Annotated in this window: 26 protein-coding genes; 17 read left to right on the forward strand and 9 right to left on the reverse strand. The window is 49.0% G+C overall.

The window, feature by feature from the left end:
- The first annotated feature begins 201 nt into the window (after positions 1–201).
- Positions 202–726: a HEAT-like fold family protein gene (locus tag AC9UCN_RS05465; RefSeq protein ID WP_509524659.1), complete on the forward strand. Its 525-nt coding sequence runs from the start codon at positions 202–204 to the stop codon at positions 724–726.
- Between the two features lie 6 nt (positions 727–732).
- Here the strand turns inward: AC9UCN_RS05465 and AC9UCN_RS05470 are convergent, their stop codons facing one another.
- On the reverse strand, positions 733–972 hold the full coding sequence (locus tag AC9UCN_RS05470) for a zf-HC2 domain-containing protein (protein WP_509524661.1): 240 nt from the start codon (positions 970–972) through the stop codon (positions 733–735).
- Positions 972–1586, reverse strand: a complete 615-nt coding sequence (locus AC9UCN_RS05475) for a sigma-70 family RNA polymerase sigma factor (RefSeq protein WP_509524663.1) — start codon at positions 1584–1586, stop codon at positions 972–974. Before AC9UCN_RS05475 ends, AC9UCN_RS05470 begins: the two co-directional genes overlap by 1 nt.
- A 132-nt stretch (positions 1587–1718) precedes the next feature.
- Between AC9UCN_RS05475 and aroA the strand changes: the two genes are divergently transcribed.
- The 5 genes from aroA to cysE all read left to right on the forward strand — a co-directional run bounded on the left by aroA (position 1719) and on the right by cysE (position 6828).
- Positions 1719–2960: a 3-phosphoshikimate 1-carboxyvinyltransferase gene (aroA, locus tag AC9UCN_RS05480; protein ID WP_509524665.1), complete on the forward strand. Its 1242-nt coding sequence runs from the start codon at positions 1719–1721 to the stop codon at positions 2958–2960.
- Positions 2957–3970 carry a ribosome small subunit-dependent GTPase A gene (gene rsgA / locus AC9UCN_RS05485; RefSeq protein WP_509524668.1) on the forward strand — a complete coding sequence of 338 codons (1014 nt, stop codon included), beginning with the start codon at positions 2957–2959 and terminating at the stop codon, positions 3968–3970. The genes aroA and rsgA overlap by 4 nt, the downstream gene beginning before the upstream one ends.
- A gap of 40 nt (positions 3971–4010) precedes the next feature.
- Positions 4011–5219 carry an MFS transporter gene (locus AC9UCN_RS05490; protein ID WP_509525000.1) on the forward strand — a complete coding sequence of 403 codons (1209 nt, stop codon included), beginning with the start codon at positions 4011–4013 and terminating at the stop codon, positions 5217–5219.
- A 118-nt stretch (positions 5220–5337) separates the two neighbouring features.
- On the forward strand, positions 5338–6273 hold the full coding sequence (gene cysK, locus AC9UCN_RS05495; protein WP_509524670.1) for a cysteine synthase A: 936 nt from the start codon (positions 5338–5340) through the stop codon (positions 6271–6273).
- A gap of 3 nt (positions 6274–6276) precedes the next feature.
- On the forward strand, positions 6277–6828 hold the full coding sequence (gene cysE, locus AC9UCN_RS05500) for a serine O-acetyltransferase (RefSeq protein ID WP_509524672.1): 552 nt from the start codon (positions 6277–6279) through the stop codon (positions 6826–6828).
- On the opposite strand, the gene AC9UCN_RS05505 is transcribed toward cysE, so the two are convergent.
- Genes AC9UCN_RS05505 through ychF form a run of 3 tightly spaced genes read right to left on the reverse strand, consistent with a single transcriptional unit; the run spans position 6821 to position 8713 of the window.
- A complete protein-coding gene (locus tag AC9UCN_RS05505) occupies positions 6821–7177 on the reverse strand; it encodes an iron chaperone (protein WP_509524675.1) in 357 nt (118 codons plus the stop codon). The genes cysE and AC9UCN_RS05505 overlap by 8 nt on opposite strands.
- A complete protein-coding gene (locus tag AC9UCN_RS05510; RefSeq protein ID WP_509524678.1) occupies positions 7170–7640 on the reverse strand; it encodes an SRPBCC family protein in 471 nt (156 codons plus the stop codon). Before AC9UCN_RS05510 ends, AC9UCN_RS05505 begins: the two co-directional genes overlap by 8 nt.
- A complete protein-coding gene (ychF, locus tag AC9UCN_RS05515) occupies positions 7640–8713 on the reverse strand; it encodes a redox-regulated ATPase YchF (RefSeq protein ID WP_509524681.1) in 1074 nt (357 codons plus the stop codon). Before ychF ends, AC9UCN_RS05510 begins: the two co-directional genes overlap by 1 nt.
- A gap of 44 nt (positions 8714–8757) precedes the next feature.
- On the opposite strand from ychF, the gene AC9UCN_RS05520 reads away from it, so the two are divergent.
- The 5 genes from AC9UCN_RS05520 to AC9UCN_RS05540 all read left to right on the forward strand — a co-directional run bounded on the left by AC9UCN_RS05520 (position 8758) and on the right by AC9UCN_RS05540 (position 12959).
- Positions 8758–9321: a 3'-5' exonuclease gene (locus AC9UCN_RS05520; protein ID WP_509524683.1), complete on the forward strand. Its 564-nt coding sequence runs from the start codon at positions 8758–8760 to the stop codon at positions 9319–9321.
- Between the two features lie 39 nt (positions 9322–9360).
- Positions 9361–10539: a DNA recombination protein RmuC gene (locus AC9UCN_RS05525; protein ID WP_509524685.1), complete on the forward strand. Its 1179-nt coding sequence runs from the start codon at positions 9361–9363 to the stop codon at positions 10537–10539.
- A 147-nt stretch (positions 10540–10686) separates the two neighbouring features.
- Entirely contained in the window at positions 10687–11721 is a 1035-nt protein-coding gene (locus AC9UCN_RS05530) for a 1-phosphofructokinase family hexose kinase (RefSeq protein ID WP_509524688.1), read from the forward strand.
- Between the two features lie 3 nt (positions 11722–11724).
- On the forward strand, positions 11725–12750 hold the full coding sequence (gene fbaA / locus AC9UCN_RS05535) for a class II fructose-bisphosphate aldolase (RefSeq protein WP_509524691.1): 1026 nt from the start codon (positions 11725–11727) through the stop codon (positions 12748–12750).
- Positions 12750–12959 (forward strand): toxin-antitoxin system YwqK family antitoxin, encoded by a 210-nt coding sequence (locus AC9UCN_RS05540; protein ID WP_509524693.1) that lies wholly within the window; start codon positions 12750–12752, stop codon positions 12957–12959. Before fbaA ends, AC9UCN_RS05540 begins: the two co-directional genes overlap by 1 nt.
- On the opposite strand, the gene AC9UCN_RS05545 is transcribed toward AC9UCN_RS05540, so the two are convergent.
- The gene (locus tag AC9UCN_RS05545; protein ID WP_509524696.1) at positions 12956–13957 is read right to left on the reverse strand and encodes a 4-hydroxy-3-methylbut-2-enyl diphosphate reductase; all 1002 of its coding nucleotides are present in this window, start codon (positions 13955–13957) and stop codon (positions 12956–12958) included. The two genes, AC9UCN_RS05540 and AC9UCN_RS05545, sit on opposite strands and share 4 nt — an antisense overlap.
- Before the next feature lie 45 nt (positions 13958–14002).
- On the opposite strand from AC9UCN_RS05545, the gene xseA reads away from it, so the two are divergent.
- From xseA to AC9UCN_RS05565, 4 genes are all read left to right on the forward strand, one after another.
- Positions 14003–15232: an exodeoxyribonuclease VII large subunit gene (gene xseA / locus AC9UCN_RS05550; protein ID WP_509524698.1), complete on the forward strand. Its 1230-nt coding sequence runs from the start codon at positions 14003–14005 to the stop codon at positions 15230–15232.
- Positions 15233–15250: 18 nt separating this feature from the next.
- Positions 15251–15475, forward strand: coding sequence for an exodeoxyribonuclease VII small subunit (locus tag AC9UCN_RS05555; protein WP_509524701.1), 225 nt, complete (start codon positions 15251–15253; stop codon positions 15473–15475).
- Positions 15472–16038, forward strand: a complete 567-nt coding sequence (locus tag AC9UCN_RS05560; RefSeq protein WP_509524703.1) for a DUF4245 domain-containing protein — start codon at positions 15472–15474, stop codon at positions 16036–16038. The genes AC9UCN_RS05555 and AC9UCN_RS05560 overlap by 4 nt, the downstream gene beginning before the upstream one ends.
- 105 nt (positions 16039–16143) lie before the next feature.
- Positions 16144–17532 (forward strand): class II fumarate hydratase, encoded by a 1389-nt coding sequence (locus AC9UCN_RS05565; protein ID WP_509524706.1) that lies wholly within the window; start codon positions 16144–16146, stop codon positions 17530–17532.
- On the opposite strand, the gene AC9UCN_RS05570 is transcribed toward AC9UCN_RS05565, so the two are convergent.
- Positions 17510–17989 (reverse strand): prepilin peptidase, encoded by a 480-nt coding sequence (locus AC9UCN_RS05570; RefSeq protein WP_509524709.1) that lies wholly within the window; start codon positions 17987–17989, stop codon positions 17510–17512. The genes AC9UCN_RS05565 and AC9UCN_RS05570 overlap by 23 nt on opposite strands.
- Positions 17990–18053: 64 nt before the next feature.
- Positions 18054–18815, reverse strand: coding sequence for a polyprenyl diphosphate synthase (gene uppS / locus AC9UCN_RS05575; RefSeq protein WP_509524712.1), 762 nt, complete (start codon positions 18813–18815; stop codon positions 18054–18056).
- A 41-nt stretch (positions 18816–18856) separates the two neighbouring features.
- Between uppS and trhA the strand changes: the two genes are divergently transcribed.
- Positions 18857–19573 carry a PAQR family membrane homeostasis protein TrhA gene (trhA, locus tag AC9UCN_RS05580; protein ID WP_509524714.1) on the forward strand — a complete coding sequence of 239 codons (717 nt, stop codon included), beginning with the start codon at positions 18857–18859 and terminating at the stop codon, positions 19571–19573.
- On the opposite strand, the gene AC9UCN_RS05585 is transcribed toward trhA, so the two are convergent.
- Positions 19574–19810, reverse strand: coding sequence for a hypothetical protein (locus AC9UCN_RS05585; protein ID WP_509524717.1), 237 nt, complete (start codon positions 19808–19810; stop codon positions 19574–19576). It lies immediately after the preceding gene.
- Between the two features lie 41 nt (positions 19811–19851).
- On the opposite strand from AC9UCN_RS05585, the gene AC9UCN_RS05590 reads away from it, so the two are divergent.
- On the forward strand, positions 19852–20238 hold the full coding sequence (locus AC9UCN_RS05590; RefSeq protein ID WP_509524719.1) for a DUF4307 domain-containing protein: 387 nt from the start codon (positions 19852–19854) through the stop codon (positions 20236–20238).
- Positions 20239–20244: the final 6 nt, after the last annotated feature.

Below are 20244 nucleotides of genomic sequence, written 5' to 3' on the forward strand. Positions count from 1 at the left end.
TCGTAGACTTTTTCCACCCACTGGTTGATCACGAGGGATACAACTTAGAGCTCGAGGCATCGGCAAGAAACATGCCTGGTCAAACCGGCTATGGACTGATGGCTTGGCTGGTCCTGAACCGCGGTTGGTACCAGTGGTTAGGGCTTGAAGAGGGCGAAGAATAAAACTAATTTAGTTTCTAGGAAACTGAAAGGGTTTTTTATGTCTGCACTTAGGCAAAAGCTATCTGGGGGGACAAGAACCTCTATTGGGTCAGCGGATCAAGTTATTCAAGCACTCTTGAAATCTCCATCGGGACTTCCTGAGATTTATGATCTTTTTTTCGATCAAGACGCCGTCGTAGCAATGCGAGCTAGCTATGTAGCAATGAGGGTTGCAGAGCAATCTCCGGAGTCAGTTGCTCCTTTTGCCAAAGACCTCATAAAAAACTTAGCCAAATACTCTCAGCAGGAAGTCAGGTGGCATGTCCCCCAACTGTTCACACACATTGAGCTAACCAAGGCTCAAAGACAAAAGGCCTACGAGGTTTTTATGGACTGGGCAGAAAGCGATAAAAGCAAAATTGTTGGCTATTACTGTCTTCAAACAGCTGCCGACTTTGCAGAATTAGATCAGAGTCTTCTGCAGGACTTTATCCCGCGTCTGAGAAAAGCAAATAAGACTGGTGCAAAATCTATCCAGAATCGCTGCAAGAAAATTGCTAGGCAGTTAGAGATCGCACTTTAGCGAGTGCTAATGGGATTGAATATCCTTAATTCTCGCTAGAACTTTTTCAGCAAGTTTCTTTGGTGGCTCTTCATCGCATGAGCGCTGAATAACTTGGTTTAGGTAAACCTCAAGGTCATATTCTTCCTCGCAGGAATCGCATAGCGCCAAGTGCGTAGTGATGTCTTTTTGCTGATCGGGCAGCAACTCGTTGTGCAGATATTCGTGGACCAGTGCTTTGGTCTCTTCACAGTCAAATTCGGCCATTAGTTCTGCTCCGTTTTTTGCGCTTGCTTGTCTGGTGATAAGTATCCTTGCTCGATAGCGTATTCAGCAAGCAAGATACGAAGAAGCTTTTTGCCTCGGTGTAGTCGGCTCATGACTGTGCCGACTGGGGTGCCCATGATTTCTGCAATCTCGGAATAGGGCAGGCCATCCACAACTGCGTAGTAAACCACCATACGAAACTCTTCAGGAATAGACATAAGGCTGTCTCGGATGATGTCGGCTGGAAGGTGATCGAGTGCTTCCAGTTCGGCTGAGCGTGTGGTGGTAGCAGTAATTGATTCCGCAGCGCCAAGTTGCCAATCTTCCAAATCATCTAGGCCGCCACGAGATGGGTCCTTTTGCTGCTTGTTGTATTTATTGATGTGGGTGTTGGTCATGATTCGATAGAGCCAAGCTTTTAAGTTCGTACCTTGCTGATATTGACCCCAGGCCACGAATGCTTTGGCCATAGCCTCTTGAACTAGGTCTTCGGCGTCGGAAGGGTTTCTGGTCCAGCGCAATGCGGCACCGTATAGCTGAGGCATCAATGGTAATGCCTGCTGCTCAAAGTCTCTTATTTTCAGCTCTGAGTCTGTGTTTTTTGAGCTGGCCATAGCCTCAGAGTCTACCAATTGAGCCTCCTCGCAAAAGCTGGTGGTAACCATGGCCTAGGTCCTTCAGGTTGATAACTGATACTTTTAAAACCAATGACTGACAAAAGCTATTCCCGCCTATGGGCCGCGCCATTGGCAAAATCGGCTATCTCGGCCCAGGTCAGCATCCCAGGCTCTAAATCCCTGACTAACCGTGAGTTGGTTCTTTCAGCCCTGGCTTCGGGTCCAAGTGAGATCCTGAACCCATTGGATTCAAGAGATTCCAGTCTGATGATCCAAGCGCTCAAGCAATTGGGCTCAGAAATTGAATCGACTCCGAATTCGCTCCGAATTACACCAAAGCCAATTTCTGGCCCAGCTCAGATTGATTGTGGGCTGGCTGGAACAGTTATGCGCTTTGTTCCTCCGGTTGCAGCTCTTGCAGAGGGTGAGATCTCTTTCGATGGAGATGTTGCCGCAAGATCAAGGCCGATGAAAACTACCGTTGACTCGCTTCGTGCCCTAGGTGTGGAAGTTTCTGGATCTGGCTTGCCGTTTACGATTCATGGCACCGGTGAAGTTGTGGGTGGTGAGTTGTCTATAGATGCTTCTGAATCTTCGCAGTTTGTCTCAGGATTATTGCTAGCTGCAGCAAGATTCAAAAATGGACTCACCTTGAACCACACAGGAAAAACTCTTCCTTCTATGCCGCACATAGACATGACCATTGAAACCCTCGCCAAGCGAGGAGTAACAGTATCAAAACTTAGCGAGAGATCCTGGCGAATTGAGCCAGGAGAAATCTCTGGTCGCACCGTAGAGATTGAACCAGACTTATCAAACGCTGGACCGTTTATGGCAGCTGCACTCGTTGCCGGCGGAACGGTGACTATAGAGAACTGGCCTACTAGCACTACCCAGGTTGGAAACGATTTTGTCTCTTTGCTTACTCTCATGGGTGGAGAAGTCTCTCGAACCGGAACCGGGATGAGCATTACTGGCACGGGTGAAATAAACGGCATTGAGATTGACTTGTCCTCTGCCGGTGAGCTGACGCCAGTTATTGCAGCTCTGGCAGCGCTCGCGAATTCTAAATCGGTAATTTCTGGCGTGGCGCACCTTAGAGGTCACGAAACTAATCGACTAAAGGCACTGGTTGATGAGATTAACTCCATCGGCGGCAAGGCAACCGAAACCCAAGACGGGCTAGTTATTGAACCAGCGGATCTTCGAGGTGGCCTTTGGAAAACCTATGGCGATCACCGAATGGCCACCGCTGGTGCCATCATTGGGCTTCGAGTTCCAGGCATTGAGATTGAGGACATAACGGTAACTTCCAAGACAATGCCTGGCTTTGAGTTGCTGTGGAGCAAGATGCTTGGGGCTACTAGTTGAGTTGGCTTTATGAACCAGAGCCAGGAGCTCACGACTTAGACGAGTCCGATTTCAAGGCTCGTCCGAACCCCAAAGGCAATAAACCAAGGACCAAGATACGCCCTGATCACAGCGGGGCAGCACTTGGCATGCTTATTGGAATCGATAAGAATCGCTATCAAGTTTTGCTCCAAGAAGGTAACTACCAAGTCAACGCAACCCTAGCCAAGGAGCTTAGAAACAATGGCCCGGCCGTTGGAGACATTGTTTCTCTCGCGGGAGACACCTCCTCGGATGATGGTGCGCTTTCTCGAATTGTTCGAATCGAACCAAGAACTACTTTGCTTCGGCGTAGCGCCGATGATTCAGATCAGGTTGAAAGAGTAATTGTTGCCAATGCAACTCAGCTCATGATCGTGATTGCAGCTGCTAATCCAGAACCTCGAACCCGATTGGTTGATCGTTACCTTGCCGCCGCATATGATGCCGGACTCAAGCCAATAATTTGTGTCACAAAAACTGACCTTGCTGATCCTTCGGAGTTTCTAGATAACTTCCAAGGCTTAAGTATTCCCATTATTCGAACCAGGTCGGATAGCTTTCAACTCAGTGAAGTTACTGACCTTTTAGTAGGAGAAACTACTGTCCTGGTGGGGCACTCCGGTGTTGGTAAATCAACTTTGGTAAATGCGCTTTCTCCCGATGCTAATCGCGCAGTTGGAAGCGTAAACGCAGTTACCGGTCGCGGTCGTCAAACTTCAACTTCTGTTCGAGCAATAGCACTTGATGATGGTTGGATAATCGACACCCCGGGAATTCGCTCTTTCGGCCTTGGGCACATCGATCCCAAAAACTTACTTAGGTCCTTCGAAGATCTTTGGGAAACTATTGCCTCCTGCCCCAGAGGTTGCAGCCATCTAATTGACTCACCTGATTGCGCCCTCGATGAGGCAGTTGCCGCAGGCTTGCTTGGGCCTCAGGGTGCTAGCCGGGTGGATTCGCTTCGAAGGCTGATGACTTCGCTAAGTTAGAAGTTCACCCCGAACCTGGAGAAACAGCCTCTTGCCCAAGATGAAACCCCTGCACGGCAGAGTCCTTGCCCTGGTGGGCCTTTTATTGGTGGCGCTAAACCTTCGCACCGTAGTTTCCTCGCTTTCGCCGATCATCCCCTTTATTCGCGAGGACCTTGAGCTTTCGACCTTGGCGGTTTCCTTTTTGGGAATGCTCCCGCCCCTTGGCTTTGCGCTAAGTGGTCTTTTGGCGCCAATGCTCACTCGACGAGTTGGCTTGGAAGCTGCTTTGCTCGTGCTGCTTCTAGTAATTGTTTTGGGAAACCTGGTTCGCGCTTTTTCTGGAGACTGGTCCCTTCTTAGCGTTGGAACATTTGTTGCCATTGTTGGAATGGGTATGGGAAACGTTTTACTTCCAGTTGTGGTGAGAAAGTACTTCCCCGATCGAATCGGGTCTATGACCGCGCTTTATCTAACGATAGTTTCCATTAGCGCACTGACGCCACCTCTTATAGCTGTTCCGGTGGCGCAGGAGTTTGGCTGGAGATTGGCGCTAGGTCAGTGGGCCATAGTTGGAGCAATTGCCATGATTCCTTGGATCTTTGCTTTGCGCTCCAACAAAATTGAAGAACCAGTTGTTACCCAGACACTTTCTATTCCAGTTAGCGTTCGACACATAAAGATTTGGAAATCTCCAACGGCTGTTTCTATGGTTGTAATTTTTGCGGTGTCGTCGTTGAATGGCTACGCCGCCTTTGCTTGGCTACCACAGATTCTTATTGATGAGTCTGGCTCCACCCCGCTGGAGGCAGGAATTCTTTTGTCGGTGTATGCAGGAATGGGTATGCCAGCCGCGTTATTGATGCCACGGCTTGCAGTTAGATTCCCAAATCAGGCACCACTTATTTACCTAAGTGGAGTCTTGTTCTTTACCGGTTACGCGGGGCTTATCTTCTTGCCGGGAAACCTCTCTTGGATATGGGTAGTGCTAATTGGTCTGGGACCGATTCTTTTTCCATTGAACTTGGCACTTTTCAACATTCGATCCAGGTCCCAAGAAACGCTTCTTCGAATCTCCGGTTTTGCCCAAGGCTTTGGTTATCTGGCTGCAGCCCTGGGGCCCCTGGTGCTTGGTGTGCTGCACGAGCTCACTGGCAACTGGACCAGCTCGCTGTGGTTTCTCTTCCTGACCGCTATCCCGGCTATTTTTGCCGGACGGGTCATAGCCAGGAAAAACACCATCGATCAGGAGCTTGAGCTAAGAAGTTAGGCTTGGGAGAGCAAAAATGCCAGTTTCTGGGAAATTTATTGCCATAACTGGGCATAAGTTGCCTACTTTGCTGGTTGACCCTGTCTGTTGCCCATAAGACAAACGAAAGGTAAGGCTCTTGAAGATCTATGACGACATAACCCAGGTGTTTGGAAATACGCCCTTGGTTCGGATCAACAAAATCATGGATGGCGCAGGAGCCGAAGTCCTTGCCAAGCTCGAGTTTTATAACCCAACCTCCACCGTGAAGGACCGCCTAGGTATCGCAATCATTGATGCCGCAGAACGCTCTGGTCAACTAAAGCCAGGCGACACAATTGTTGAGGCAACAAGCGGTAACACTGGAATCGCAATTGCGATGGTTGCGGCTGCCCGTGGTTACAAAGCCATTTTGACCATGCCTGAATCAGTTAGCCTCGAGCGCAGAACTCTGCTTCGCGCTTTTGGGGCAACCCTGGTGCTTACCCCAGCAACCGAAGGTATGACTGGTGCGGTTAGCAAATCAGAAGAGATTGGTAAGGAAACCGGAGCTGTTTTAGTTCGCCAGTTTGAAAACGAAGCTAACCCAGAAATTCACCGTAAGACTACCGCGATGGAAATCTGGAACGACACCGACGGTGAAGTTGCCGCTTTGGTAGCAGGAGTTGGAACCGGTGGAACAATAACGGGAACCGGCCAGAGACTAAAAGAACTAAACCCAAACATCAAAGTTTTTGCAGTTGAGCCTGCGGCCTCACCGCTTCTAACAGGTGGTGTTGCAGGATCTCATCCGCTGCAAGGAATTGGAGCAAACTTTATTCCACCGATTCTTGATCGAAGCGTTTACGACGAAGTGATTGATGTCCCAAGCGAAGAAGCCATCCAGTATGCAAGACGTGCTGGAACAGAAGAGGGAATTCTTGCTGGAATCTCTTCTGGAGCAGCGCTATGGGCAGCTGCCCAGGTGGCTAAGCGCGAAGAGTTCAAGGGAAAGAAGGTTGTAGTTATCATTCCTTCCTTCGGTGAGCGTTACCTCTCCACTGTCTTGTATGCCGATCTGAAGGAAGAAAAATAAAAGTTGTCCATTAAAGAAGATCTCCAAGCAGGTGTAGATCGCGATCCAGCGACCTCGAGTAAGTTAGAGCTGTTTCTAACCTCCCCTGGTTTGCACGCCATTTGGATGCATCGGGTGGCAAACAAGATCTGGAAACTCAAGCTTCGAATCCCAGCAAGGATGTTCTCCAACTGGGCCAAGTTCCTAACCGGAATTGAGATCCACCCAGGCGCCACCATTGGACGTAGATTCGTGATTGATCACGGAATGGGAATCGTAATTGGGGAGACTTCAATAATTGGCGACGATGTCCTGATTTACCACGGAGTTACCCTAGGCGGTAAAGAGAACTCGGCTGTTGATCGTCACCCAATTATTGGCTCGCACGTTGTTATCGGTGCGGGAGCCAAAGTTATTGGACGCATCACAATAGGCGATAACTGTTATATCGGAGCCAATACGGTTGTCACAAAAAACGTTCCAGCCGGATCGACTGTTGTTGGGGAAACTGGCAGGGTTCTAAGTAAGAAAGAAGCTATCTCGGGACACTGGGTTTCTGACGAGTACGTCATTTAGTTTCAGCGAGAATCCGCATTCTGGTCTTGATTAGTTTTCTCACCAGTGATTTTGGCAGCGGTTTGTCAATTGCAAACTGCAAAGCACCTTTCGAAGTTTTGTAATTCACTAGTTCTTTTCCAAGCTCCGGAATCACAAGCGATGAGTGCGGAAAGAAGCTGCAGTGGTTCTTGAATGCGTCAAATCCGCAGATGATTTTTCCATTAATCCTGTAACCAGGAAATCCGTAAGAGATAACTTCCTCGGCTTCGGGAATGATTTCCAGAATTGTCTTTCGAAGTTCCAATAGCGTTGCTTTTTGTGGCTGGGGAACTTTTGATAAATGTGCCAGTACTTGTTTGCTAGTCATTGCTGCTTAGATACTTTCCCAGGCTATTGAAATAGCTTTCCATTCCATCCTTGGTTGCCTCAGCTTGTTCTGGATCCATAGACCCAAATTGGGTGAACCTAACCCAGGAGTTGTTACCCCTTGTCTCAAAGTCAATCTCAATTACGTGATAGGGCTGTTCGTCACCGCGCAGGTTAAACTCAAGCTCGTCTTGGGAGTAAAACATGGTGTGCACAAGCTTTTCTTGGAACTTCACTTCTGTGTATTTGCCCCAGAAGTAGGCGTTGAAACCATTCACTGATACGTCGATCGCTATGGCCCAATCTCCACCAATAACGGCATCGCTTGTTGCTGAGTTGGGAACGGTATCGAGCACTTCAGGGCTGTACCACTGCTGCAGTTGATCAGCTTCTACCCAAGCATTCCAAAGGGTAGCTAGTTCTACCGGGTATTCCCGTTCGACGAAATAGAGCGGAGTTTTCATTAGACGTTAAATCTAAACTCCACCACATCACCGTCTTGCATGATGTATTCCTTGCCCTCCATGCGGACCTTGCCTTTGGCCTTGGCCTCTGCCATAGATCCATTAGCGACCAGGTCATCGAAGGAAACGATTTCTGCCTTGATAAAGCCTTTTTGAAAGTCGGTGTGGATTACTCCAGCAGCTTGCGGTGCACTCCAGCCCTGCTTGATAGTCCAGGCTCTGGCTTCCTTGGGTCCTGCCGTCAGATAGGTCTGAAGCCCTAGGGTTCTAAATCCAATGCGAGCTAGCTGATCAAGACCGGACTCGTCTTGACCCAAAGAAGCAAGCAGCTCAGCTGCTTCGGATTTCTCTAAATCAATTAGCTCGGATTCGACTTTGGCATCCAAAAAAACCGCCTCTGCTGGTGCGACAAGATCTGCCATAGCTTTTTTCTTCGCGGCATCGGTCAGAACTGCCTCGTCAACATTAAAAACGTAAATGGTTGGCTTGGCGGTTAGCAAACCCAGCTCCTTGATTGGCGAAAGGTCTACCTTGGTCTTGGAAAGCGGGTTGCCGGCATTCAATTCCGCGAGCGCCTGATCGATTGCTACCAAGGCTTCCGGCTCAGCTTTTTTTCCTTTGATTTCCTTTTCAATTCTTGGTCTTGCCTTTTCTAGAGTCTGCAAGTCAGCGAGCATCAATTCGGTGTTAATGGTTTCGATGTCACTTGAAGGCTCAACCTTGCCATCTACATGAATTACATCTGAGTCAGCGAACCCTCTTACAACCTGGGCGATGGCATCGGCTTCTCGAATGTTGGCAAGGAACTGGTTTCCAAGCCCTTCACCCACAGAGGCGCCCTTTACGATTCCCGCAATGTCAACAAAGGACACTGGGGCAGAAAGAATCTTTTCGCTACTAAAAATCTCCGCTAACTTGGTAAGTCTTTCATCTGGAAGGTTCACCACTCCAACGTTTGGCTCAATGGTGGCAAATGGGTAGTTAGCTGCCAGCACGTTGTTTTTAGTGAGTGCGTTGAAAAGAGTCGACTTGCCCACATTGGGTAGTCCTACGATTCCAATTGTTAGAGCCACGGGATACCACTCTACCTGTGGTTCGCAAGTGGCAGACTACTTCTATGCCCCTTGATTTCACAGCCATTGACTTTGAAACAGCCAATGGCTCACCCGCGAGTCCATGCGCCGTTGGTCTTATTCGGGTTCGTGACTCTAAACCGGTAGCAACTCTAGAACTACTGTTTCGACCTCCGGTCCCCCATGACTGGTTTAGTGAGGGGAACATCAGAGTTCATGGCATTACCCCCGCGATGGTTCAGGACGCCCCCGCATACTCAGAAGTAATAAACCAAATGCTGGAATTCATAGATGAAGATCTGCTGGTTGCCCATAACGCCTCATTTGACATGGGTGTTTTGGCAGCTAGTGCCAAAGCCATCAATCACGAGCTTCCAAAGCTTCGTTATGGCTGCTCACTGAAGATTGCCCGAAAGACTTACAACCTCGAAAGCTACCGACTAAACGCGGTTGCCTATGCCGTAGGCCATGAGGAATTTGAGCACCATAACGCCCTAGCCGATAGTGACGCATGTGCCCGGATTGTCATTAACGCTGCCCAAAGACACGGGGTGCAGGATCTCCCGGAGCTACTAGCCGTCACCAAGGTTCGCCTTGGAGCGCTCTAGTGGCCTGGATTGTCGCCAGCTAATGGCATAGTTCTAAGCATGGAACTTATTTACTTGGGTATCGGCTTGGCCGTGGGGCTAGTAATTGGCGTGCTTATTGCCATGCTTCGATCAAAAGGCTCAACTGGTGATTCATCACTAGCTATCAAGCTTGCCTCGGCTGAGGCCACGGTTTCCGGCCTGACCGCCCAGCTAGAAACTGCCAATCGCGAACGAGTGGCAAGGGATGAAAGAGATCGCGAAGAAAACCGACTCATCAAAGAGTTGGCTCCAGTAAAAGATCGCTTGGAACAAATGCAGCTGTCTGTGGCCTCGCTCGAGAAAGAACGAACTGAGCAGTTTGGAACAATTCAAGAGCAGCTCAAAAACGCAGTTAATTCCGATGAGCAACTTCGCAAGACCACGATGGCGCTGTCACAAGCTTTGTCGTCGAATTCGATTCGCGGCGTTTGGGGAGAAACTCAACTTCGAAAACTGGTTGAGCTGGCAGGGCTAATCAAGCACGCTGACTTTAGCGAGCAGGCAACTTTTTCTACCGATAGTGGATCTGGAAGAGCTGACTTGATAATCAATCTTCCTGGTGGCAAATCTTTGGCGATTGATTCCAAGGTGCCGTTCAATTCTTATCAGGAAGCTTCTGCTATTTCAGAGCACGCTGAAGGCGAAGACGCCAAGAGGCGACAGGAGCTAATCACTGCTCATGTGAAAGCAATGAAGCTTCACATTGATGCGCTATCAAGTAAAGAGTATTGGACTGGATTAAACGCCAGTCCAGATTTTGTCATTGCGTTTGTGCCTTCCGAGTCTTTGTTATCTGCCGCCCTAGATGCAGATCCTGCGCTACTGGAATATGCCTTTAAGAAAAATGTTGCGCTAGCGTCACCGGTTAGCTTGTTCTCGGTTCTAAAAACCATCAACTACATCTGGCGGCAAAATGCCGATGAGAGTTCGGTTCGAAACATGATCCGACTTGGAAAAGAGCTATATGAGCGAGTTGGCAAAATTGCCGAGCACGCTGACAAATTAGGCCGCTCAATTACCAACACCGTAAAGGACTACAACGTATTCGTATCCTCGCTAGAGACCAGGGTTCTGGTGACCGCCAGAAAACTCAACGATCTGGACGAGAATCAGCTCGGAACTGAGGAGATTCCCACCCCCACCCCCATCGAGGCTGGTCCCACTTCAATTACCGCTAACGAGCTCCAGAAAGACTGATTTCCTAGCCAATCTGTGACTTAAGAGCCTCTTTGTCTGGTTTGGTTATACTCGAAATCAAGCTCACAAAGGCGTTTGCAGCTCCAAAATCCCTGTTGGACAGCTTTATAGCTGGCTCCACTAATTGAATCCGCAAGGAGAAACTGCATGTCTGGAATGGCAACAAAGTCCCCGATTGTCACTCTGACGCCCGCTCCTACTTTGGATAGAACTTACACAGTGACAGACCTACATAGCGGTGCGGTTAACCGAGCAGATGCTGTTGGAGAAGAACTTGCCGGCAAAGGCATCAACGTTGCAAGAGCTCTTCACTTAGCCGGTATTTCAGCCCCTGCGGTTGTTCCAATTGGAAACGCTGAAAAAGGAATTCTGGAGCGAACCGGATCTAAGAATTTTCTTGTCCCTCTGTGGATCGATGGCACCATTCGGGTTTCAACAACAATTCTTGAGCGCGGTGGCACCACAACCAAAATAAATGAAGCGCCAAAACCGCTGAGCTCAAAAGAATGGCAGCAAGTAATTGAACTGACGGAAAAAACCGTAATTGAAAACGAAGCTAAGTGGTTGGTTATCGCTGGAGCTTTGCCAATAGACGAATCAACTGGAACTTTTGTTGACCTTCATCCTATTTTTGAGCGAATGGAAAAACTCGGCGTTCGAGTTGTTTTAGATACCAGCGGTGAGCCGCTTGCCTATTGGGTTCGTCAGGGAGAAGCTGCGATTCTAAAGCCAAACGCTGAAGAGCTTGCATCTGCTGTTGGTAGAGATCTTCAAACAAACGGGGATGTCATCGAAGCAGCTAGAGAACTTTGTTCCCACGGTGTTGAGTGTGTGTTGGCCTCTTTGGGATCCGATGGCATGTTGGCCGTTACCAAATCCCGCGCCTGGGCAACCAGAACCGCACCGGTAAAAGTCATTAACACCGTCGGTGCTGGAGATGCGACCCTCGCTGGATTCCTAGCCGCAATAACCAATAATCCAATCGCCGAGGGTGAGCAGGATTTTGGGGTGGAGTTCAATGTTCCAGTGGGTGCCATGGCTGCGGTCCAATGGGGAGCTGTGAAGGTTTCCCAGCCCACCAGCGGGCTCGATCACATTGACAATCTTCCTGAGGTGTTCTTGACTGAGGATGTAGACCTGGCAGCACCGCTCAAAGAGCCAGCAATTCACAAGGAGAACTAAGCCATGCCAGTAGCAACCCCCGATGCCTATCTAGCGATGCTGGATCGGGCTAAGTCCCAGAAGTTTGCTTACCCGGCTATCAACGTTTCATCTTCGGCTACCGCGATTGCTGCTTTGCAGGGTCTACAAGAGTGCGGCTCAGACGGAATCTTGCAGGTCTCCACAGGTGGAGCCGAATACTTCTCCGGTTCGACCGTGAAGTCCATGGCAATTGGTGCTCAGGCAATGGCTGCCTTTGTTCGTGAAGTGGCAAAGGGATATGGAATCACTGTTGCGCTGCACACCGACCACTGCCCCAAAGGACATCTTGATGGATTTGTACGCCCATTACTTGAGGTTTCTGCAGAGCGAGTAAAAAGCGGTCTTGATCCACTATTCAATTCCCACATGTGGGATGGTTCAGCGGTTCCACTAAAAGAGAACCTAGAAATTGCCAAAGAGCTTCTGGCAAAAACCACTGCGGTTGGATCGATTCTAGAAATCGAAGTTGGTGTTGTCGGTGGCGAAGAAGACGGTGTTGAGGGTGGATCTGGAAAAGATCTTTTCACAACAGTAGAAGACGGCATGGCTACCGCCGAAGCACTGGGTCTTGGAGAAAACGGAAGATACCTAACTGCTCTTACTTTTGGAAACGTTCACGGTAGCTACAAGCCCGGAAGCGTAAAGCTCAAGCCAGAGCTGCTAGATGAAATACAAAAAGCAGTCGGTAAAAAGTACTCTAAGGATTTACCTTTTGATCTTGTGTTCCATGGCGGTTCTGGATCCACCGATAAAGAAATTGCAGACGCGGTTAGCTTTGGGGTTATCAAAATGAACATCGATACCGACACTCAGTACGCTTTTACTCGCGCAGTTGCTGGGCACATGTTTGCAAACTACGACGGCGTTCTAAAGTTGGACGGTGAAGTAGGAAATAAGAAGGCTTACGACCCAAGAGCGTGGGGGAAGCTAGGAGAGGCTTCAATGGCAGCCAGAGTAGTTCAAGCCGCTAACCAGTTGGGTTCTGCTGGAAAGTCACCGACTGCATAGTGCCGGAGCGTTCACCTTTCTATGAAAACGGCAACCCCAGATATAAGGGGAAGTTCAAAGAGTCAAAGATGCACGGCTACTGGGAGTTTTTCAGAAAAGACGGAACACTTATGCGTTCTGGAAGCTTCGACTTTGGGAAACAAATTGGCACTTGGACAACCTATGACCAGACTGGTCACCCTTATAAAGAAACTGAATTTGGCTCCTAGGAGCGCTTGGCCTTGTTGCTAGTGTCCTGACCGGCTTGCTTTAGGTCTTTACGCAGTTCCTTTGGTAGCGAGAACTGAACATCTTCCTCAGCGGTTGTGATCTCAATTGGCTTTCCAAATTGACGCTTCTCAAGATACTCAAGCACTTCATCCACAAGCTCCTCAGGCGCAGAGGCTCCAGAAGATACTCCTACGGTCTCGACGCCTTCGAACCACTCTTCCTTGATTTCACTCGCGTAATCAATTCGGTAGGCAGCTTTGGCTCCAGCTTCTAGTGCAACTTCTACCAGGCGAACTGTGTTGGATGAGTTAGCGGATCCAATAACCAAGACAAGATCAGACTCCGAGCCAACCTTCTTGATTGCAACTTGGCGGTTCTGGGTTGCGTAGCAGATGTCATCACTAGGAGGATTCTGCAAGGTTGGGAACTTCTCTCGAAGTTTCAAAACGGTTTCCATGGTTTCGTCTACTGACAAAGTTGTCTGGGACAGCCAAATAACTTTCTTAGGATCTTTAACCTTTGCGTTATCGATTCCCTCTTTGCCATCAACGAGCTGAACGTGATCTGGGGCTTCGCCGGCGGTACCTTCGACTTCTTCGTGACCTTCGTGACCGATCAATAAAATGTCGTATTCCTCGGCAGCAAATCTTTGAACCTCGCGGTGCACCTTTGTAACCAATGGGCAGGTTGCATCAATTGTGTTTAGCCCGCGCGCCTCAGAGGCTTTTACAACAGCCGGTGAAACTCCATGGGCGGAGAAAACAAGAGTTGAGCCTTCTGGAACTTCATCAACTTCGTCCACGAAAATTGCTCCACGTTTTTCCAGACCAGTAACCACGTGCTTGTTGTGCACGATTTCCTTGCGAACGTAGACCGGAGCTCCGTAGTGATCTAACGCCTTTTCGACGGCAATAACGGCTCTGTCCACTCCGGCGCAGTAACCCCTTGGGGCGGCTAAAAGCACGCGCTTTGAAGGGGTAATATTTATTTGGGTCACAGCTCAATCTTACGAGAGATAACTTAGCCACTTGAAGGAACAGTCATGTCAGAGGACCAACAGCAGCAATCCTCTGAATCAAGGGTGTCCAGCGAACTAACCCCCTGGAGCGTATCCAATTTCACCAGCTCCTTGAAGGACTGGATAACAAAGCTTGGCAATGTCTGGGTTGAGGGCCAAATCTCTCAAGTTAGCCCCAAAAAGGACGTCTTCTTCGGAGAGCTTCGAGACTTAGTAGCAGACAAGGGCTTTTCGATTCATTCCCGAAGACCAGAAGTTTTGAACGCAGTCTCTGAGCTGGCTGCTGGAGACCGAGTGGTTGCCCTCGTGCACCCGGACTTCTGGGAACGCTCCGGTAAGACCAGCATGGATGTTCTGGCGATTAGAAAAGTCGGCCTAGGCGAACTACTTGAGCGAATCGAGCGTTTACGTCAACAGCTAATCAAAGAGGGCCTGACTCTCGCAGAAAGAAAACAGCCACTGCCTTTTCTTCCAAACCTGATTGGCTTGATCACCGGAGCCAACAGTGACGCCGAGAAAGACGTATTGCAAAACGCCAAGCTTCGCTGGCCAGAAGTTAGATTCAAGATTCAACACACTCCTGTTCAAGGAGACAAAGCTGCAGCTGAGATTATCAAGGCAATCCAAGCCCTTGACGCTGACAGTGAAGTGGATGTAATCATCCTTACTCGAGGTGGAGGGTCATTCCAAGATTTGCTGGTGTTCTCTGACGAGCAAGTTGTGAGAGCGGTCGCAAACTGTAAGACACCCATTGTTAGCGCCATCGGGCATGAAAACGACCGCCCGCTAACCGATGAAGTTGCTGACTTCCGAGCCTCCACTCCAACCGATGCTGCAAAAAATGTAGTTCCAGATGTTGTTGATGAGCGTAAGAAGATTTCGATAGCGCTGGAAAGAATTGCGCTAAGAGTTGTGGGCTATGTTCAGAACCAACTTGAACTGATCCTAGGGATTAGAACTAGACCAGTTTTTACTAATCCTTTCACAATTGTTGATGAGCGTTCGGTGAACATTACTCAATTGCTCACAACTTTGCAGTCACAAACTAAGAACTTTCTAGATAAAGAACAGCTGCAAATTGCAGGTCTTCGCGGTCAGGTTAGGGCACTGTCCCCCAAGCTAACCCTTGACCGAGGTTATGCGGTTGTTCGAAACCTCAAGGATGGATTAGTGACCGACCCGAAGAAGGTTTCCAAGGGTGAAAAGCTGAAGATTACGCTCGCCGGGGGCGATCTCGGAGTCACGGCAGATTGAAAGTAGGCTAGAGACATAATGAGTGAAACCAATAAAGACATCGAAGCGATGAGCTACGAGCAGGCTCGTGACGAACTAGTCAAGGTAGTTGCTGAACTTGAAACCGGATCAGTCACACTGGAAAAATCAATGCAGCTGTGGGAACGTGGCGAAGCCCTTGCCAATCGATGCGAGAAGTGGCTCTCTGGAGCACGAGACCAGTTGGAGAAAGTTTCTAAGGCTAAGAAAACTGGAGCCGAGTGAGCGATGCCGCGGCCAAGCGTCGTGCGCGCCAGACGCTAATCAATCTGCTTTTGTCTCTTGGGGCAACCATTGGCGTGATGCTGGTTCTAATTCTTGCTGTGCCACGCGATGACTCCAACAGGGTTCAGGCGGTTGACTATCAAGAGGTTGCTTCTCAGGCAGCAAGCGAAGCGCCAGGAGATTTGTTAGTTCCCACTTTGCCAGTCGACTGGTATTCCAATGCCGCACGCTACAGGTCTGTGGCCCAAGATGGAGTGGCCACTTGGTATGCAGGATTCGTTGGGCCAAATAGTGAATTCATCGCCATGACTCAAGGCTTTGATGTCAATCAAACTTGGATTCAAATACAGCTCGAAGCAAACAAGCCCACTGGAGAAATTACTCTTGGCAATCAGTCTTGGACAATTTATGAAACCACCAAGACCAATACCCCCGCCAAGTCAAAGGACTTTCTGATGCTCCTGGAGTACCAAAACCATGCGGTCTTGGTTTACGGAGTGGCGCCAAAACAGCAGTTGGAAGACTTTGCAACGCAGCTTTCTTTGCTCATTGAAACAAACTAGCTCCCAGTTATCAGCCAAAGAGAGTAAATTAGGGATTGTGAAAGTAAGAAATTACGGAGTAAACATCACACCAATTATCAAGTATCAGTTTTAGGCGGGACGGCAATGGAATTTCGAATTGAACACGACACCATGGGTGAAGTTAGAGTTCCTAAAGATGCCCTTTATTCAGCCCAAACCCAAAGGGCGGTAGAGAACTTCCCCATCTCTGGCTCGACTCTAGAAATTGCTCACATCGCAGCTCTTGCGCAAATAAAAAAAGCAGCCGCTTTAGCTAACGCCACCCTCGGTGTCTTAGACCAGAGCATTGCAGATGCCATCGCCAAAAGCGCAGATGAAGTTATCGCCGGAAAACACGAGGGTGAGTTTCCAGTAGACATTTATCAAACCGGATCCGGTACCAGCTCAAACATGAACATGAATGAGGTCCTCGCTACCCTAGCTTCGAAGCAGCTGGGTAAGCCAGTGCATCCAAACGATCACGTGAACGCCTCACAATCTTCTAACGACGTCTTTCCGACTTCGGTGCACCTAGCTGTAACCTCCGCTATCGTTACGGACCTACTGCCGGCGCTTGATTACCTGGCTGGAAAATTGGAAACAAAAGCTAAGAGCTGGTCTCAGGTCGTCAAGGCTGGTCGCACACACCTCATGGACGCAACCCCGGTAACTTTGGGTCAAGAGTTCGGCGGTTACGCCGCTCAAATTAGATATGGCATCGAGAGAATTCAGGGAACTATAGCTCGCGTTGCTGAAGTTCCGCTCGGCGGAACAGCTGTTGGAACCGGAATCAACACCCCAAAAGGTTTCCCACAAGAAGTAATCAAACTCTTGGCTAAGGCCACATCACTTCCGATTACCGAAGCTAGAGACCACTTTGAAGCCCAGGGTGCTAGAGATGCACTCGTAGAAGCATCTGGTGCTCTTAGAGTTTTGGCGATTAGCCTCACCAAGATTAACAATGACTTGCGCTGGATGGGTTCTGGTCCAAACGCTGGTTTAGGAGAGCTTGCTATCCCCGACCTGCAACCAGGTTCTTCGATCATGCCAGGCAAGGTAAACCCCGTTATTCCAGAAGCAGTTTTGATGGTTTGTGCCAGGGTCATTGGAAATGATCAGACCGTAGCCTGGGCTGGTGCCAGTGGAAACTTCGAGCTAAATGTTGCAATTCCTGTGATGGGAAACTCCCTGCTTGAATCAATCAGACTCTTGGCCAATGCTTCTAGAGTCCTAGCTGACAAAACAATTGAGGGCCTCGAAGCAAACAAGGATCGCGCGCTTGCTTTGGCTGAGTCAAGCCCAGCAATCGTAACTCCTCTAAACAAGGTGATTGGTTACGAAGCAGCAGCAAAAATTGCTAAGCACTCCGTTGAAAAATCCATCACAATTCGCGAGGCTGTTATTGAACTAGGTTTTGTTGAACGAGGCGAAATCAGCGAAGCTGAATTAGACAAAGCACTGAACGTGCTTTCTATGACCAAGCCCCCACAGTAATCGCACCGAAGAATCCAGCAATCAAATAAGGACCCAGCGGCATAGATCCGCCGAGCTTTATCTTTCCTAAGACCAGAAGCAAAATAGCAACAATCCCTGCCGTGAAAAAGCTAATTAGCAAGGCTAGAACCGGAAGGGTTGGCGAGTACCAACCAAGAGCCAATGCCATAGCGGACATGAGTTTGACATCCCCCATTCCAAGCAAACCCAAACGATTTATACCCAAAGCAACCAAAAAGGTTACGAGCATTGCCAGATTCGCGACGAGCATGTTCCACCATATACCGTTTGCAATTCCAGCAGCTAGTTGCCCAAGCCACGTGATTGGGAATGCAGGTAATACGTATTTGTTTGGCAGGCGGAGCTCCAAAATATCGGTCTTGGCTAGAGGCCAAGCGGTGAGAGCCAGGTAGCCAAGACCGAGTGCTGAAAAAAACGAGGCAAGATTTTCGAACACCAGAGCAGAGTATTTTGAAACCGAAGCTAGGGTGAAAACTTATCCCCAGGTAAAAGTGATGGGCCTAGGCGCCGAAGCGGCGATGCCTTCTTGTGAAGGCACGAATGGCCCTAAGGAAGTCAACTTTTCTAAAGTCTGGCCACAGTGCTTCCTCAAAATACAGTTCGGAATTACTGGATTGCCATAACAAGAAGCCACTTAGTCTCTGCTCACCAGAAGTTCTAATGATTAGGTCTGGATCTGGTTGATCCGAGGTATAGAGGTGGGAGGCAATCAACTCGGGCGTTAGAGAGTCTGAAAGCTTGGATAAGTCATCCCCCGAAGCAATGGAGGATTGCACGATAGATCTCATGGCGTCGGTAATCTCCTGTCGCCCTCCATAGCCAATCGCCAGATTCACTGTTGCACCATCAGTGTTGGCGCTTTCTGCCTCTGATCTTTCGAGGGACTCAAGGAATTCCTTGGAAAGTGCAGTGCGATCTCCCATGACCCGAATTCTCCAATTTCCCCTACTGACCATTTCCTTGGCTAACTCTTCGAGAATCACAAACAGGTCCTGCAGCTCCTGCTGGCTTCGCTGCTTAAGGTTTTCTGTAGAAAGAAGGTAGAGAGTTATGACCGGAACATTAAGCTCGTCGCACCAGGAGAGAAAATCGAAAATCTTCTGAGCTCCGGCAACATGTCCTGATTTTGCTTTTGAGCCGTTGTTCTTATCAGCCCATCGTCTGTTGCCATCTAGCATGACTGCGATGTGTTTAGGGATGTTGTCTTTTTCAAGCTGGCGCTCAAGGCGAGCTTCATAAATGCTATAAACAGGATTTCGCACATTCCAAGGTTACCGCTTCAAAACCCATCTATTGTTGAACCATGGTCGAAAAGCAAAGCCCTGGGGAACCCATGCACTTGCCGCTGTCCGAAATAACCAAAAGTGACGAAGATCAAAAGCCATCTTGGCGCGGCTGGATCCACACTGGTGTTTTGCCGATAGCCGTTGCTGGTGGTGTGGTGCTTGTCGTATTGGCAGATGGGCTCACGGCAAAAATTGGGGCGGCAATTTTCTTTGCGAGCTCAATACTTCTATTTGGAACCAGCGCTATCTATCACCGCTTTAACTGGAAGCCCAAGGCTAAAAAGGCCCTTAAAAGATTTGATCACGCAAATATCTTCTTGCTGATCGCGGGAAGTTACACTCCCATTACTTTGCTGGCACTACCGCAAGAAAAGGGCCTGTGGTTGATGGTTGCGATTTGGGTGACGGCTTTACTGGGCATTGGTTTTAGGGTTTTCTGGCTCGGGGCTCCGAGGTGGTTGTATGTGATCATTTACATCGTTATGGGTTGGGCTGCGGTTGTTTACCTGCCAGATTTTATCAACGTGAATCTAGCGATGATGGTTTTGATTCTTGCCGGTGGTCTGATGTACACACTGGGAGCGGTGTTCTACGCTCTAAAAAGGCCCAACCCAGTTCCAGGTCACTTTGGCTTCCATGAAATCTTTCACAGCTTCACCGTATTGGCATTTTTGTGTCACTGGACTGCGGTTTTGATTATCTGTCTGAACCCTGTTCCGGGTTCATTTGCCTAACTAGTTTGAGCTAGGCGGAGTCTTACTGGCCTGCTCCTCAAGATCTAACTTCTGAACAATCTCTGCACGATAGCGAACTCTGCGAACCCTTCGGGTCATGTCAAAGATGATGAAGATTGCGGCGGCGGCCACTCCAAAGGTGGCTAAAAACCCCACAACCCCTGGGCTGTACCAGGTGTCATCAATAACAACGTCACTGGGGGGCTCGGTGGCTAACCAAACTACTAATTGATTCATACTCACAAGTATGAACCACAAACTTCAGTTAACCTTGAATGGTGAGTAAAAACATTGTCCAACAGCGCTACGGTCGCGATCGGCTAAAAAGCCGAGATCGAATTCTCGCTATTTCGATAGCAGCGGTTGCCCTTTCTTCTTTTCTAATCTGGGCAGTGTTTGTAGCCATCGATAATGCCAATCAGGTCACTCACAGAGACATCGCTTACGAAGTAATCGACGAGTACTCGACCAATGTAACCTTTGAGGTTTCCAGAAATCCTGGCCAGGCAGTTAGCTGTGACGTGACGGTTTTGAATCAGTCTTTTGCAATCGTCGGGTTCTTGACCGTGGATGTGGAGGCTTCTGATAGTCGTTCGACTGTGATTTCCAGCACCATTCGCACCACAGAACTGGGCGTCTCGGGCTTGGTTCAAAGCTGCCGCTGAATTAGG

This window comes from Rhodoluna sp. (genome assembly GCF_036721215.1).
GTDB lineage: Bacteria > Actinomycetota > Actinomycetes > Actinomycetales > Microbacteriaceae > Rhodoluna.